16 protein-coding genes are annotated in these 16,307 nt (G+C 38.2%); 13 read left to right on the forward strand and 3 right to left on the reverse strand.

Going from position 1 to position 16,307, the window contains the following annotated elements; translation table 11 throughout:
- Positions 1 to 47: 47 nt before the first annotated feature.
- The 4 genes from FPQ13_RS05420 to FPQ13_RS05435 all read left to right on the forward strand — a co-directional run bounded on the left by FPQ13_RS05420 (position 48) and on the right by FPQ13_RS05435 (position 3,299).
- A complete protein-coding gene (locus tag FPQ13_RS05420) occupies positions 48 to 299 on the forward strand; it encodes an IDEAL domain-containing protein (protein ID WP_246065370.1) in 252 nt (83 codons plus the stop codon).
- An 84-nt stretch (positions 300 to 383) separates the two neighbouring features.
- Positions 384 to 1,166: a M15 family metallopeptidase gene (locus FPQ13_RS05425; RefSeq protein WP_144088310.1), complete on the forward strand. Its 783-nt coding sequence runs from the start codon at positions 384 to 386 to the stop codon at positions 1,164 to 1,166.
- Between the two features lie 449 nt (positions 1,167 to 1,615).
- Entirely contained in the window at positions 1,616 to 3,007 is a 1,392-nt protein-coding gene (gene fumC / locus FPQ13_RS05430; protein ID WP_144088311.1) for a class II fumarate hydratase, read from the forward strand.
- Positions 3,008 to 3,089: 82 nt separating this feature from the next.
- On the forward strand, positions 3,090 to 3,299 hold the full coding sequence (locus tag FPQ13_RS05435; protein ID WP_144088312.1) for an alpha/beta-type small acid-soluble spore protein: 210 nt from the start codon (positions 3,090 to 3,092) through the stop codon (positions 3,297 to 3,299).
- Positions 3,300 to 3,355: 56 nt separating this feature from the next.
- Here FPQ13_RS05435 and FPQ13_RS13705 read toward each other — a convergent pair whose 3' ends face one another.
- Positions 3,356 to 3,712, reverse strand: a complete 357-nt coding sequence (locus tag FPQ13_RS13705; RefSeq protein ID WP_246065372.1) for a hypothetical protein — start codon at positions 3,710 to 3,712, stop codon at positions 3,356 to 3,358.
- Between the two features lie 213 nt (positions 3,713 to 3,925).
- On the opposite strand from FPQ13_RS13705, the gene FPQ13_RS05445 reads away from it, so the two are divergent.
- Both FPQ13_RS05445 and FPQ13_RS05450 read left to right on the forward strand, forming a co-directional pair.
- Positions 3,926 to 5,062: a DUF445 domain-containing protein gene (locus FPQ13_RS05445; protein WP_144088313.1), complete on the forward strand. Its 1,137-nt coding sequence runs from the start codon at positions 3,926 to 3,928 to the stop codon at positions 5,060 to 5,062.
- A gap of 82 nt (positions 5,063 to 5,144) precedes the next feature.
- Complete coding sequence (locus FPQ13_RS05450; RefSeq protein ID WP_144088314.1) at positions 5,145 to 5,504, forward strand: YlbF/YmcA family competence regulator; 360 nt, start codon at positions 5,145 to 5,147, stop codon at positions 5,502 to 5,504.
- 68 nt (positions 5,505 to 5,572) lie between these two features.
- On the opposite strand, the gene FPQ13_RS05455 is transcribed toward FPQ13_RS05450, so the two are convergent.
- Positions 5,573 to 5,758, reverse strand: coding sequence for a YhzD family protein (locus FPQ13_RS05455; protein WP_144088315.1), 186 nt, complete (start codon positions 5,756 to 5,758; stop codon positions 5,573 to 5,575).
- A 153-nt stretch (positions 5,759 to 5,911) separates the two neighbouring features.
- On the opposite strand from FPQ13_RS05455, the gene FPQ13_RS05460 reads away from it, so the two are divergent.
- The 7 genes from FPQ13_RS05460 to FPQ13_RS05490 all read left to right on the forward strand — a co-directional run bounded on the left by FPQ13_RS05460 (position 5,912) and on the right by FPQ13_RS05490 (position 15,240).
- On the forward strand, positions 5,912 to 7,147 hold the full coding sequence (locus tag FPQ13_RS05460; RefSeq protein WP_144088316.1) for a metallophosphoesterase family protein: 1,236 nt from the start codon (positions 5,912 to 5,914) through the stop codon (positions 7,145 to 7,147).
- Positions 7,147 to 10,134, forward strand: a complete 2,988-nt coding sequence (locus FPQ13_RS05465; RefSeq protein ID WP_144088317.1) for an AAA family ATPase — start codon at positions 7,147 to 7,149, stop codon at positions 10,132 to 10,134. The genes FPQ13_RS05460 and FPQ13_RS05465 overlap by 1 nt, the downstream gene beginning before the upstream one ends.
- Before the next feature lie 31 nt (positions 10,135 to 10,165).
- Positions 10,166 to 10,723: a GbsR/MarR family transcriptional regulator gene (locus FPQ13_RS05470; RefSeq protein WP_144088318.1), complete on the forward strand. Its 558-nt coding sequence runs from the start codon at positions 10,166 to 10,168 to the stop codon at positions 10,721 to 10,723.
- A 24-nt stretch (positions 10,724 to 10,747) separates the two neighbouring features.
- The gene (yhaM, locus tag FPQ13_RS05475; RefSeq protein WP_186279558.1) at positions 10,748 to 11,695 is read left to right on the forward strand and encodes a 3'-5' exoribonuclease YhaM; all 948 of its coding nucleotides are present in this window, start codon (positions 10,748 to 10,750) and stop codon (positions 11,693 to 11,695) included.
- 169 nt (positions 11,696 to 11,864) lie between these two features.
- Positions 11,865 to 12,815, forward strand: coding sequence for an AAA family ATPase (locus FPQ13_RS05480; protein ID WP_144088320.1), 951 nt, complete (start codon positions 11,865 to 11,867; stop codon positions 12,813 to 12,815).
- Entirely contained in the window at positions 12,812 to 14,023 is a 1,212-nt protein-coding gene (locus tag FPQ13_RS05485; RefSeq protein ID WP_144088321.1) for a DUF58 domain-containing protein, read from the forward strand. Before FPQ13_RS05480 ends, FPQ13_RS05485 begins: the two co-directional genes overlap by 4 nt.
- Entirely contained in the window at positions 14,020 to 15,240 is a 1,221-nt protein-coding gene (locus FPQ13_RS05490; protein ID WP_144088322.1) for a DUF4129 domain-containing protein, read from the forward strand. The genes FPQ13_RS05485 and FPQ13_RS05490 overlap by 4 nt, the downstream gene beginning before the upstream one ends.
- Positions 15,241 to 15,272: 32 nt before the next feature.
- Here the strand turns inward: FPQ13_RS05490 and FPQ13_RS05495 are convergent, their stop codons facing one another.
- Entirely contained in the window at positions 15,273 to 16,232 is a 960-nt protein-coding gene (locus tag FPQ13_RS05495; protein ID WP_144088323.1) for a peptidylprolyl isomerase, read from the reverse strand.
- Positions 16,233 to 16,307: the final 75 nt, after the last annotated feature.

Raw genomic sequence — 16,307 nt, forward strand, 5'->3', positions numbered from 1 at the left:
GGGGTATTTGGGGTAAACTATTAAAAAGGAGATAAGGGGGCATTACAATGATGAAGAAGCAATTCAGCTCCTATAAACTATCACGCTTACACTTTTCCAATGGACACTTACCGATAATGGCAAGAAAAGAAATGAACTATGAAATCAAACTTGCAGCAAGGTTAATCTTAGATGAAGCAATTTACCAATGGAATAAAGAAAATTTGGAAACTAAAATTGATGCTGCAATCGACAATCAAAATGAAAAAGAATTTCATCGATTAAGTAAACAATACGCGCACTACGTTATTCATGAATAATGGAAACGAAAAAAGCTACTTTCGGGTAGCTTTTTTTGTTACAATAAATGAAGATTGAAATCTGATTAGTAAAGAGGGTACAACATGAGATTTGCATACATACTTTTCGTTATATTTCTGCTAGCACTATTTTCAGGCTGTGGAGTGAATGGAGAAGCGAAAACGGTGGATTCGTTAGATCAAATACAAAAAGAACAATTACAGAAAGAAAAAATTATAACAATCAATAGGGCAAATGAGGTGTTTGCAGAAGCTGTAGCCGGTGAAGAGAATGAGGATGGTGTCACTGTCGTTGGCGAACCAGATTCGGAACAAGTCATCGTGAATAAAGATCGCAAACTCCCTGACGGATATGAGCCACCAGATTTGATGATTCCTGATGTGACGTTTAAAGCAGTTAATGAAGAACGAAAGCATTTAAGGAAACCGGCTGCATTAGCCTTGGAAAAATTATTCGAAGCTGCAGAAGATGAAGGGATTGAATTAGTAGCCGTTTCAGGATACCGCAGATATGAAACGCAAGTATATCTGTATAATCGAAATGTTGAAGTCAAAGGAAAAGAGTATGCTGATCAATATTCTGCAAAACCTGGACATAGTGAACATCAAACAGGACTCGCAATGGACGTATCTGCAGCATCAGTTGCATTTGATTTAGTTGAAGCATTCGAAGAAACGCCTGAAGGCCAATGGGTTGCGGAAAATGCTCATGAATTCGGCTTTGTCATTCGTTATCCGAAAGGAAAGAGCGACATTACCGGGTACAACTTCGAACCATGGCATTTACGATATGTCGGTCCAGAGATCGCAACAAGCATACACGAACAAAACGTCACGATTGAAAAGTTTTTTGGATTAGTTGAATAAGTCATAAACCCGAACGATTTTATCGTTCGGGTTTTTTGGTTGATTAGCTTTTCATCAACACTTCGGCGCTTGTCGTCGAGTCGCCCGATAAAAGGTTCCAGCCGCGCGACAGGTGCACCGAGCCACCCGATAAACGCGTCGAACCGCCCGATAAACGGTTCTAGACGCCCGACCAGCCCGTCGAACCGCCCGACAAACGTCTCGAGCCACCCGACAAACGGTTCCAGCCGCCCGATAAACGCGCCGAGCCACCCGACCAGCGCGCCGAGCCACCCGACAAGCGATTGCCTGCGGAAAGTAACATAGATTCAGCGGAATACCCTCATTGTAAAGATGAATTTCCTCGAATTATCATCTATTCTGTCACAATTCATTTAAAAAAATTGCAATTCGCATTATAATAAGATATAGGAATGAAAAAATTGCAGATTAATGAGGAGGATACTTGAATGGATTACCGCATTGAACGAGATACAATAGGAGAAATGAAAGTTCCGAGTGATAAGTATTGGGGAGCACAAACTCAGCGTAGTTTTCAAAACTTCCCTATTGGAGATGAAAAAATGCCTGTTGAGATTATCAACGGCTTTGCAATTTTGAAAAAAAGTGCTGCTCGTGCCAACGCACAGCTAGGGTTGCTTGATCCCGTGAAAGCTGATGCGATTGCACACGCTGCAGATCGAATTTTAAGCGGAGAATTGACTGAGCATTTCCCGTTAGTCGTTTGGCAGACAGGTAGTGGAACTCAGTCAAATATGAACGTAAACGAAGTCATTGCCTACGTTGGAAACGAGTGGCTTGAACAGCAAGGTAAAGAAGTTCGACTACACCCGAATGATGACGTCAACAAGTCACAAAGTTCTAACGATACGTATCCAACAGCATTGCATATTGCGGCAGTTAAAAAAGTTGAAGAGCATGTTCTGCCTGCACTTCAGCAAATTAAGCAAACGACGAAGCAAAAGTCTTATGAATATATGGACCTTGTCAAAATTGGACGAACGCACTTACAAGATGCAACACCGATTACACTTGGTCAAGAGATCAGTGGTTGGTTCCGCATGCTCGAAAAAACGGAATCTATGATTGTTGATTCATTAAAATACGTTCGTGAAATTGCACTTGGTGGTACAGCAGTCGGTACAGGAATTAATGCACATGCTGATTTCGCTGATGTCGTTGCTCAAAAAATCAATGAGGAAACAAATGGTCAGTTCGTTTCTGCGAAAAACAAATTCCATGCATTGACGAGTCATGATGAATTAGTTCATACACACGGCGCATTAAAAGGTCTTGCGGCCGACTTAATGAAAATTGCTAACGATGTCCGTTGGCTAGCAAGTGGACCGCGTTCTGGTATCGGTGAAATTACAATCCCAGCAAACGAGCCTGGAAGTTCCATCATGCCAGGGAAAGTTAATCCAACTCAGGCTGAAGCATTAACGATGGTAACCGTTCAGGTGATGGGGAATGACACGGCAATTGGTGTTGCTGCGAGCCAAGGAAACTTTGAATTGAATGTGTACAAGCCTGTGATTGCTTATAACTTCTTGCAATCTTGTCAGCTCCTTGCCGATAGTATGATCTCATTCGATGAGCGCTGCTTAGCAGGTCTCGAGCCTGACCATGAAAAAATTGAGCAGTTCCTGAATGACTCACTCATGCTCGTAACAGCACTGAATCCACATATTGGATATGAAAATGCTGCAAAAATTGCGAAAAACGCACACGAAAAAGGATTAACCTTAAAAGAGTCTGCCGTTGAGACTGGCATTCTTTCTGAGGAAGAATTCGAACGCTTAGTTAAACCAGAAGAAATGACGAAGCCGAACGTTAAATAAGCTAACAATATTTACCGTTTATTTTTACTCATATTATTTTGCCCTCCTGAAGAAACTAGAGATACACAGGAGGTGAATGACAATGGCTTCTAACCAAGGAAATAATTCTAACCAATTAGTCGTACCTGGTGTTGCCCAAGCTTTAGACCAAATGAAGGTAGAGATTGCCCAAGAATTTGGTGTACAGCTTGGTCCTGACTCCACTTCACGTTCCAACGGTTCTGTTGGTGGTGAAATCACTAAGCGCCTAGTTCAAATGGCTGAACAACAACTAGGTGGAGGATCTAAATAATCACACAAACAATAGAGGGTCATGAATACATGACCCTCTTCATTTATACATATTGCTTATTCAGATTCACTTTCTTCTCCAGGAGTTGGGAAAGGCGCATCATTTTCGAGAATTGCATGAGCTTCGGTAATTTGATTCCTTTCACCCCGTATATAGCCACCGGCCATTCCTTCATTAATCATTCGATCAACATCGAGATCATAAGCGCTACGACCTTCATTTTCCAGATCGAGCGTATACTGTTCTGCATCCATTGAGCTGTCAGCAGCAATTTCCTGATTGTAAGATGGTACCTCATCAGGCATATCGCGATAATTAATACCATCTTCACTTCGGTCGGCCTCCGTTACACCGTCTAAATTTAAATCGTGAGCTTTTCGTATCGTCAATTTTTTTCGTTGTTTTTTTGACATGAATCATCCCTCCTCATCCATTATCTTTTGATTTAACGGACAGAACATACCGCAAGCTTACTGGAAAAACAGTATGAAGTTTGTGCTTAAACAGGTACTGAAAGGGAATGTAGTGATATGAAGGGTATGTGCCAACTAACGTTCATAAAAGCTTTAAATGAAGTATTTTATATATAAAAATTTACTCTCAATTTCAAGAAGGGGTCTTCAATCATGAATTTTTTGATCTTATCTCTCATCATGATTTTCATTGGAGCATTGATTGGTGGCGTGACAAATTTATTAGCGATTCGGATGCTTTTTCGTCCATATACTGCAAAATATCTTGGGAAATGGAAAGTACCGTTTACGCCTGGTTTAATTCCAAAGCGTCAAGATGAATTAGCGAATCAACTTGGTCGATTAGTGACAAATTATTTAGTGACGACAGCATCCATTCAATCCAAGTTAAGAGAGCCAATTTATCAAGAACAACTGGAAAAATTTTTGCGACGAAATTGGCAAGAAATGAATGAACAAAAACTGACTTTACATCAATTGATAAATAAAACAGGATTTTCTCTAACGGAGGATCAAATTGCAGAATCGCTTAAACAGTCTTTGGGTAAACGACTGACGACACTATATCAAAAAAATAGACATAATCAAGTCAAGGAGTATATCAGTGAAGCTGTTGATGAACAGGCTTTACAATTAATCCCACAAATCAGAATGCACTTATTAAGAAATGTTGAACAATACATTCAAAGCATAGAAGGAAAGCATCAACTATCTCAATTTGCTGATCGGTTTTTACGTGAAAAAGGATTTTTAGGAAGGATGGTCGTTCAATACTTGGGGGAGAAACGAATTAGTGAAAAACTGTTACCTTCCATCTTGCAAGTCCTGCAATCCGGCGAACTGGAGGAAACAGTAGATCGCCTACTAACAAAAGAATGGCAGCAAATAAAGCAATATGATCTACAAACGATTCAAGAAAAGATATTCCCGCATTTTGATGAAAAACAGGTCGCCCAAAAGATCGTCGAGGCCATCGATGTGAATAAACAGATTAATCGTCCACTTTCGGACATCCTTGATCCTTATGGGGAACGTATTGAAAAAGCAGTTATTCCTCAAATCGCAAAGCAAACGATTGATTCTTTAGCGACACGGTTGCCACGTATGATGAAACATCTGAATTTGGCTGGACTTGTTGAAAATGAAGTGAAAAATTTTGAAATCCAAAAGCTTGAAGGCATGTTAATCGAAATTACAAAAAGAGAGTTAAAGATGATTACGTATCTCGGAGCATTATTAGGAGGTGCGATTGGTTTCTTCCAAGCCATTCTCGTGTCAATCATCGGATGATGACCTATTCCTATACAGTGAAGATGATTTTTGTTACAGTTAAAAGAGTCAAAAAAGGCATGAAAATTGAGGAGGAATCATTGTGGCAAATATTTATGATTTAGCTTATGACTTAGAAAAGGGCTTGAGAAACAGCCAGGAATTTCAACAGTTGAAAGAAGCGTATGATAAAGTAATGAACGATCCATCCGCTAAGCAAATGTTCGATAACTTCCGCGAAACTCAATTAGACTTGCAACAAAAGCAAATGCAAGGTGAAGAAATTTCAGAAGAAGAAGTTGAAAAAGCGAGACAAGTCGTTGAGCTAGTTCAACAAAATGAAGATATTAACAAATTGATGGAAGAAGAACAGCGTTTGAACACAGTTATTTCTGACATCAGCCAAATTATTACGAAACCATTAGAAGAGCTTTACGGTTCAGACAATAATGATGTTCAGTAAACGAAAAAGACCCCAAGCGATATGAAAACGTTTGAGGTCTTTTTTATAATGAATGACGTTGTGTCGCATTAACGGTGAAACAACAAAAGGCGTCCATCAGGTGATACGAGACGATGAGTAATATCAGCATGTCCGCTTTCACTTAATTTTTCCTTCCCCATGGTCGTTGCCGCTTCATCATTTTCCGCTTCAAATGATTCATTTAATAACGCTTCTCCAGTCTTCGAATAGACAGTCAAAAAATATGTTTTCATGTCATTTTCCCTCCACTTGTGTACCCATTTACTTTTAACTATATGGATTTTTGATCATTTTGTAAATAGTGAATACTTATTCACTAATAACCGAACGTGCATTCGTGTTATTTTTCTGCTAAAATGGAAATAAGAAAATGAGGAGGTTATCTGATGAAACCAACCATTCGTTTTATTCATGCTGCAGATTTGCATCTAGACAGTCCTTATGTCGGTATGCAACACTTGCCTGAATCTATTTTTAAAGACGTCAAAGAAAGTACATTGTTGGCATATAACCGTTTAATCGAATTAGCTATAGAAGAAAAGGTCGATTTTGTTTTATTTGTTGGAGATTTATTTGATCAGCAATCGACTTCGATCAAATCAGTCATTACGTTAAAAAGAGGCCTAGAGAAATTGAAAGAGCATAGTATTTCTGCTTATATCAGTTATGGAAATCATGACTTCGGTATGGGCGATAAGGTTGATTTAACATTTCCAGATAATACATACGTTTTTCAGTCAGAAGAGATACAACGATATCCGTTTCATAAAAACGGCGAAGAAGTCGCGCAAATTTACGGCTTCAGCTACGAAAAACGAGCGGTCAAAAAGAAAATGGTTCGTGAATTCAACTTCGATCGTCCGGATGTATATCAAATTGGAACGTTACATGGAAGCATTCAATCCAATACAGATCACGATGTTTATGCGCCTTTCCAATTAGAAGACTTTGAAAAGCACGAAGCCGATTATTGGGCGCTTGGCCATATCCATAAGCGTGAAATTCTTTCGGAAAATCCATACATCATTTATCCGGGTAATATTCAAGGTCGGCATATTAATGAACCAGGCGAAAAGGGTTGTTATATAGTCGAGATGAGTCCACATCAAACTGAGGTTGAATTTCATGCGTTACAAGAAATCATCTTTGAACAACGAACAATAAATAATTCCGAAGCAAACAACTTAGAAGAGCTAACAGAAGAGCTATTTCGTATGAAGGAAAGCTGGCGAAACTCTTCTCATAAATATATTATTCGACTTCATTTACATTTACCGGAAACATTCACATCCACCGTTGAGCAGTCACAAATTGATGAATTGCTTGAGCTACTGAATGAACAAGAAGATACGGAAAGGGATTGGGTTTGGATCCAAACCATTTATTGGTCAGTTGATTGGAATTATGATCGAGATGAAATGAAAGCGTCTAGTCAATTTATTGGTGAAGTATTACAAGCAATAGACGATGATGAAGACCCTATTCGACATTTAGAAATGTTAGCGAACAATCGGGTTGTCAAAAAACATGTAGAGCCGTTTACGAAAGAAACTTTGGATGAGATGAAAGCAGAGGCGGAGCAAATGATTGTAAAAGAACTCATTAAAGATGGTGAATCCTAATGCAAATAAACAAATTGGAAATCGTTTCTTTTGGGAAATGGAATCGAAAAACCATCCACCTACACGAAGGTATGAATATTATTTGTGGACCAAATGAATCAGGAAAAACATCGGTCCGTATGTTCGTTATGTATATATTGTTTGGCCTTGAGAAAGAGGTTCGAGAACGATTCATATCCAAATTGGATGGACAACTTGGGGGAAGAATCCACCTTGTTCACAATGGAGAAGAATGGACTATCGAACGATTTTTGCATCGTCACCGTGGCCAAGCTGTTCTCTATCGAGGTGGAGAACGTGTGACAGAGGATGAAACGAAACAATTTTATAAAGGAATGGACAGTAATTTATTTGCATCCATATTTTCTTTTCAAGCTCGTGATTTACAAGCCATCCGAGAGAAGAAAGCAGATGAAGTCGGGAAAGTGTTGTTTAATTTAGGACTAACAGGATCAGATCGAATCGTCACTTTAGAAAATAGTTTAGAGAAAAAAGCGGGAGAACTATTCAAAAAGTCAGGGCGAAAACCTTTATTGAACGTAAAAATTAGCGAGTTAAAAGAAATACTTAAAAAAATTGATGAAGTAAAAGCGGATGAAGAAGCTCATCAATTACTCAAAGAAACATTGAGGCATACTGAAGAGGAGCTTTTGACGTATGAACAAGAGCAAAAAACATTACAGGAATCTATACGTCATCATGAGAAACTCGATTCATTAAAAACCCAAATCATAAGTCACCAACGCTTATCGGAGGACTTGAAAAATGAGTCATGGATTGAAGGTTTTCCGCCAGATGCGAAAAGTAAGTATGATCAATATAAATCCGAAGAGTTAAAGTTTAAGGAACAAAAAAATATGCATTTGGCTCGTATTGAGCGATTGCAGTCGGAAAAAGAAACGCTTCAAAACCAGTCCAAGCAAGCCGAATATCCTTTGTCGATTGATTCAATTGAGAAGTTAGTTGGTGAATCAAAGCAGCTTGAACATTCGTTAACAGAGCTCGATGAAAATTTACGTAAAGAATACGAGCAGTTCAATCGATATATGAATCAAGCAGGATTATCTTATAGTCCTGATGAAGTAATCCGTATAGATAGTAATGATTACACCGGCGAAATGTGGAAAGATTTAGCTAAAGAACAAGAAGAATTAACCGGGAAACTAGCGGATCAACAGCTTAAGAAGCGAACATATGAAGAAGAAGTGACAGAATTAGAAGGGCTTTTAAATAGCACTACGAAAAAACAATTACCACGTGATGAAAAAATTGATTTAGAGCAACAACGAGATGCACTGAAAGCAAACCAATCTGCAAGTGAATGGAAAAAACAGCTCGAAGAAGAAAAGAAAAAACAATCAAGCGAATTGGAAGCCAGCAAGCAATTGTTTAAGAAAGTGACTTGGGGGGTTCCAGTTGTCACTGGAATATTGCTCGTACTCTTTTTAGCATTTTTATTCGAAGGTAATAACAGTGACTGGTTTATTGTCGTTGTATTGTTTAGTATCGGTGTAGTAGGTGGTTTAGTCGGTTTCAATCAATCAAAGAAAACAACTACTAGATTAAAGCAACTGCAAGAAGACCAAAGTGACGTGTCGAATCAAACGGATCCAGAACAATTGAAAAACATCGAACTTACACTTATTGATCAAGATGAGATCGCAAAAAAGGCAAATCAATTGGAAACGAAATTGGAATACGCTAAAAATAATCTAAAGGAATCGATGATTGAACAAGATTATTTGAACCATCGAATGGAACAATTAGAGAAAAAACGTGATGAGGAAATGAATCGATTTCCATTTTTATCGTCAACAAATATTTCGTTTTGGCCAAGTCTTTACCAAACCATTACTCAAGCAAAAGAACTAGCGGAGTTAATAAAAAAACTAGAAGAGAAGAAGCAAGACCAGGAAGCTCAATTAAATGAAAATCGTAAAGTTGCTCAATCCGTTCTTGTCCTATATGAATCGCAATCAGATGAGCGTTCCATCTGGGAACAGGTGCAAAATCATCTTACACGTGAAAAAGATAACGAAAAAACACTTGAGCGAATTCATAACGATCTCTTAGAATTGCAACAGGAATTAAAGGATTTGCATGCACGCTTTGAACCACATGCTGATGAATGGAAAACCTTATTAGAACGGGCTAATGCCGAAGATGAGGCTACATTCATTCAGAGCGTCACACAACATCAAGAATATATGAACAAACTACAAAAAAGAGAAGAAGCTTATGAATTTGTTTATCAAACTTTTTCTGAACAAACGGATAAGATTTTACGAACCGACCATGCATGGGATAAAATTGAAGAAGATTTACGGTATGAGTCGATGCGCTTGGAAGAAATCCGTGATATAATCAACGAGTTATTAAATCGACGAGCGGAATTAACGGCGCAAATCAAGCAATTAGAAGAAGATGGTGAGTTATCTGATTTAATCCATCAAAAATCTATGCTTGTGGAAGAAATAAGAAGACGCTCGAAAGAATGGGCTACCTATCGGCTGGCTTACAGCTATTTAAAAGAAACAAAAGATCGTTATCAAAATGTTTATTTTCCGGGAATCATGAAAGATACGAGTGACAACTTCTCTGTACTCACTGGAAACAAATATGTAGAAGTACAGTTTTCATCAGAGTCAGAAACGATTAATGTTTGTGACCATGATGGCGAATGGTATCAAGTAGGTCAATTATCTGAAGGCACGGCAGACCAGTTATATATTGCTTTGCGACTTGCATTGAGTAAAGCATTACATGCATCAACATCTTTGCCTTTCTTATTGGATGATGCTTTCGTAAATTTTGACCAACAAAGAAAACAACATATGTTTTCACTTCTGGAAAAACAGTCATTAGAACATCAAATCATTTACTTTACGTGTGAAGCAAATGATTCAAACGAAAAAATCGAAGCGAACCGTATTGACTTGACGGCTCAAGAACGAAGTCAGAATGGGCATGTAGAATTGCTCACATAAGGTTTAGAAGTGAAGGTCGGGAGGGTGTACGTTGACAGATGATCGCCAAACCAATCAAGATTGGAACAATTATGAAGAGCTCATTGAACGATATATCCAAGTTATTGCTAAAAACATGAATTTATATGGAATTACACCGTCTGTCGGTCGATTGTATGGAACCTTGTATTTTGCGGATGAGCCGATGACGCTTGATCAAATGAGAGATGCGCTATTAATGAGTAAAACGAGTATGTCAACGGGTGTGAAGGCATTAGCAGATATGAAAATGGTCACACCGACTTTTCGTAAAGGCATTCGCAAAGATCTCTATCAGACTGAAAAAGATTGGTATAAATCATTTACTTCCTTATTTACGACAAAATGGCGTAGGCAAACTGAAAACAACCTTGAAGAAGCAGAAGAAACGATACGGCAGTTGGAAGATCTTCAAGAAAAAACGACTGACCCAACATTAAAAGAAAAGATTCAGTCAGACATTCAAAAGCTAGAGTACTCGTATGAATATTATGAGTGGCTCATTCGCTTAGTCCGTGTCGTGGAAACAGGTGAAATTTTTGACTATGTGCCAAGAAAACCGAGAAAGTAAGTGATGCAAAAGGGGGATGAATACTTGAAACGAGGGATTATTGAATTTGATGTCGGGGAACTATTTGAAGGTTATCTACTGATTAAAACGGTAGACCGAGGTGTTACTTCAGGCGGAAAACCTTTTTTAACGATTATCTTTAGAGATCAATCAGGTGAAATGGATGCGAAGCTGTGGGATATCACGAAAGAAGACGAGCAAATGTATATTCCTGAATCGATTGTTCATCTGCAAGGGGAGATTCGTCAATTTCGCGGGAAATCTCAAATAAATATTCGTCAAATTCGCTTAACGAATGAAACAGATCAAGTTCGTCTGGAAGATTTTCTTGAAAAAGCACCTGTTGAAATCGATGAACTAAAGTCATATCTTACACAGACCATTTTTGAGATGAGTAATCCGAATATACAGCGTATTGTTAGACAAATCGTTAAAAAGTATCAAGACCAATTATTTGTGTTTCCTGCAGCTACAAAAAACCATCACGAATACACATCTGGTTTAGCTCATCATATCGTCTCAATGCTGAAAGTAGCTAAGCAACTAAAACAGCTGTACCCAGAGATTAATATTGATTTATTGTACGCAGGAATTATTTTGCATGATATTGGTAAGGTCAAGGAGTTATCAAACCCAATTTCACCTTCATATACGCTTGAAGGGAAACTTCTTGGCCATATAACGATTATGGTTGATGAAATTACTGCGACAGCTAGTGAATTAGGAATTGAAGGGGAAGAAGTGTTAATGCTTCAGCATATGGTGTTAAGTCATCATGGAAAATCCGAATGGGGTTCTCCGAAGCCACCACTTATTCGCGAAGCAGAATTACTTCATATGATTGACTTGATTGATGCAAAAATGAATATGATGAATCGGGCATTGAAACAAACAAAGCCAGGTGAGTTTACACCTAGAATATTTCCACTTGAAAATCGTTCGTTTTACCGACCGACTTTCGAGGAAAATTAATTTCGAAGTGAAACGAACTTCAGTGTTTAAACGTATAACTGCTTATATAAATCTTTTGTATATAGAATGATGATTTTGACCTTGCCTTTGAAGGCTCGTCAATTGACGAGCCTTTTTCTTTACTGAATGATGTTAGAATATTAAGAACATAGTTAATGGAGGAGATTAAATGGAAACACACCAATTTGTAAAAGACGTAAAAGACGAGATTGGAAAAGTCATTATCGGAAACGAAGATACTGTTGAATGGATATTGAATGCATTAATAAATGAAGGTCATGTACTGCTTGAAAGTGTGCCAGGAACCGGAAAAACCACCTTAGCAAAAAGCATAGCAAGAACAATAGACGGTGATTTTAATCGTATTCAGTTTACACCGGATGTTCTACCTTCAGATGTCACGGGTATTCACTTTTTTAATCCGAAAGAGCAACAATTTGAACTAAGGGTTGGTCCTGTTGTGACAAATGTTTTGCTTGCTGATGAAATCAATCGTGCAACACCGAGAACGCAATCAAGTTTACTGGAGGTCATGGAAGAAAAACAGGTCACAATCGACCGGGAGACCGTAAAAATTGAACAGCCTTTTATCGTTTTGGCAACACAAAATCCGATTGAGTCGCAACAAGGAACATTTGATTTACCAGAAGCCCAGTTGGATCGTTTCTTTATGAAGTTGGAAATGTCTTATCCAGAAGTCGAGGAAGAGCGTCGAATTATGCAAGCTCATCGGACGGAGACTGAAAGGCCTACACCGAGTCCAATATTTACAAAAGAAAATATGAAAGAGTTGAGCGAGAAAGTTCGACAAGTACATATCTCCGAAGCTGTTGAAAATTATATCCTTGATATCGTCAGAACTACTCGGGAACACCCATATATTGAGGTAGGTGCCAGTCCAAGAGGTACGATTGCTTTAATGAAAAGTGTGCAAGCTGAAGCAGCGATGCGTAATCGTTCTTATGTTACACCGAGTGATGTGAAGAAGATGGCACCGCTCGTTTTATCTCACCGAATGGTGTTGACGTTGGAAGGTGCGACCAAACATAATCAAAAAGAGATTATGGGAGAGGTATTGCAACAGGTAAATGTACCTGTTGAACATAGCGTCGAACGATGAAACAGTTTCATAAAGACATTAAAAATGACCGTTTTTATTACGGGCTAGCGATTATAGCTTCCTTTTTTATCTTTTTCAGCTTTTTCGGTATCTTTGGTATCTATTCATCGTTAATGCTCATCGGAATATTTCTCTATGTCATTTACTTCATTAATCATCTGTATGAAAAAAACATCGATCGCAAGTTAGCGCTCATTAATTTACGACAATCGATTCGACTGTATTCTGGTGAAACAGGTCAATTGGAATTTCATTTACGCCAAAATGGTTGGCTACCTATGTTCGGTGCCCGGCTAGTGATGACTTTTGATTCGAATATACAGATGGGTAATCAATCAAAATATGAATCAATGAATATATCTACAGTTGAAAAACGGTTGAACTTATTTGGCAGGGAATCAAGGAAAATCTCTATTCCTTTCACGGCGACAAAGCGAGGAATAGCAAGAGTACGGTCGCTACGTATTGAAATCCCCTCACTTTTCGGATATGGAAAAATAACGTTGACACTAAAAGAATTAGTGAAAGCAGAGATTCTTGTGTACCCTGAAATAAAAAAAGTTCATCTAAATCATAGAAGCAAACATCAAAAAATGGGAGAGTATCAAACGAACTTCTCTATTTTTGAAGACCCTATAACGAGTTATGGAACACGAGATTATGCACCAGGAGATCCACTAAATCGAATTCATTGGAAATCAACTGCCAAAAAACAAGTGTTTCAAACGAAAGTCGTGGAACGTGTCAACCAGCGTTCTTGGTTGATTCTATTAAACGTACGGACTAAGGATAGTCCAGCGTTTACGGATCGGATTGAAAATTTGATTAGTACTGTTGCATACCTTAGTCGATATGCCACAATGAAAGGTATTCCATACGAGTTACTCATTAATGTGCCTAAGCGAGGTAATGTATCGTTTTATCATGTGTCTAATGGATATGGAAGGGACCATTACGCACATTCATTGGAAGTGTTAGCACGTGTGAATACACAAGGGCTTACGGCCTCTTTTAATAGTTGTTTAGCGTACGGAAAGTCAATTGGCCGATCTCATCCTTATGTGTTTCATTTAGGTGAAGTTGAGCAAAGTTTTTTAGCTAGTTATCAAGAAATGGAGAATACAGGTACTTCTGTATACGTAATGCATGAAAGGTTTCAAACAACATGGTTTGAATCGCTTAAGAGCCATCAGGAGGTGGCCAAATGAATACAGGTATAAGTGCGGTCTACCGTTTTTTAATTGATGCTTGTCTCATCATGATGGTCATTTATTTCTTAAACGTTGACGTCGGCAGAGAAATCAATGTGTCATCATTAGTTATTTCAACGATCGTTCTTGCTTTAATATATTTTATTTTAAAGCAGTTGTTGAATGGGCGTATGTTATTATTTCACTTTGTTTTACTCGGTGTTATTTCGTTCATGATGAATGCATGGTTAGGCTTGTTGTTGTTTCATGCAACGATCATTGCCATTTTTCTTACGTGGCGGTTGGCGCTCTATTATTTCAAGCCAGACACAAATCAAGAAAAAGGAATATTAATCACAAGCGTGCTGCTTGGTTTTTTTCTTTATTTGCCTGCAATCTTTCTAGAAAATCCTGATGCTCATACAGGTCTATATTTTATTCTTGTACAATTTACAATACTAATCGGTGGAAAGATTTCTACTCGTATGATGAATGTCGAAGAACACAATCACTCTGGGAAAGCTAAGCAACTAAGCTATATATTTGGTGTTCCAAGCGGCATTTTATTGATTACCGCTGGCTTATTTTGGTTTACACCTTTCATGATCAAAGGGTTTTATTCACTATTTAGTTGGATTGCGTATCAAATAGGACTCGGTGCAACACCCTTATTTGAGTGGTTCAATCGACAACAAGCAGAAATAGAAACGACTCCAAATGGTGAGCAAGAAAACATCTCACAAGAAGAACAAAATGTTTTGGAACAAGCTCGGGAGCAAACAGAGACAATTAGCGCTGAAACAATTATGTATATCATCATTGGCGCATGCATCATTAGCGCGATTGGCATTTATTATCGACATCGGAACCGTCTAATTCGAAAGAAATCAAAAACAGCCGATGAAGAAAAAATGCAGATGGAGACGGAAAAGCTGTCATTCCGGTTTAGTGATTTAAAAGAGAACTTAAAAAGGAAAGCACCTAAAAGCGAAATTCGAAAAGCTTTCTTTGAGCTCGAGAGATGGGCAGCAAAACGTAAGCTCGGGCGATATGATGACGAGACTGTCGAACAGTGGTTACACCGGCTTCAATTGGATACAAATAGGTATGCAGATGTCATAGACTTCTATCAAACTGTCCGTTATGGAGAACAACATTTAACCGAAGATGAAAAAAGACAATACACTGACCAATTAATTGAATTAAAGAATACGCTTAAACAAAAACTGACTTAGAGAATATACTCTCTAAGTCAGTTTGTTTATCTTTATTCATCATTGGATTCCGAGTCATCTTTCTCTTCTTCAGAAACTTTCTTTTCGTTATCTTCATCAGATGATTCGTCCTCATCATCTTCTGATTCAGAATTATTGGATCCAAATAAGCCTTCATATTGATCATCAGAGACGTCAATTTTTCCTTTGTCCATCGCTTCTTTGACTTTGGAGTTATAGCTCTCAGGGTCAACTTTGCTCGCTAATAGTTGTTCGCGTAGTTGGTCTTTCATTTCATCAAATGGCTGAACTTCTGTTTCTGATTCACGAATGTCTTCTACAAGGATAACATGCCAGCCAAACTTGGATTCAACAGGTTCACTGATTACATTTTCCTCAAGACCGTACATTGCATCTTCGAAAGGCTTGACCATTTGTCCAGCTGTCGTATAGCCTAAATCTCCGCCGTTCGCTGCAGAACCGTCTTTTGAATATTCTTTGGCTAAATCTTCGAAAGACTCACCATCGTTATATTTTTTAATGATTTCTTCAGCTGTTTCTTTTTCATCGACTAAAATATGTCTCGCTTTACGTTCTTCTTGCATACGCTCATAATGTGTTTGGACTTCTTCATCGGTTACTTCAATGTCAGCAGTTGCTGCTTCGAATTCTAATTTACTGATATAAAGAGCGGAACGAAATTCTTCCTCATTTCTGTATCCTTGCTGATTAATGAACTTAGTGAACTGGGGTCCCAACTGTGTTTTGAACTCCTCAACTTCTTGTTCAAATTCTTCTTGGTCAATATCAAACTGTCCCTCTAACACGAGCTTCTTCGTCATGTTCTGTAACGTTTCTTCACCGTATTTTTCTTCTAACTCTGCATGAAATTCTTCTTTCGTAATGGATCCATACTCCGTTTCGACAACTGTGTCAGAGTCATCTGACTGACAAGCTGTCAAAAACATCGCAAATCCACCAATAGCTAGTCCTTGAAATAATTTTTTTACCAAAATAAACACTCCCTGTATGTATTGATTCTGAGGTCGTCAATGATTGTCAATAAACGACGGAAAATCATACCTAAT

It is taken from the genome of Allobacillus salarius (assembly GCF_007559425.1).
GTDB classification, from domain to species: Bacteria; Bacillota; Bacilli; order Bacillales; family Alkalibacillaceae; genus Allobacillus; species Allobacillus salarius.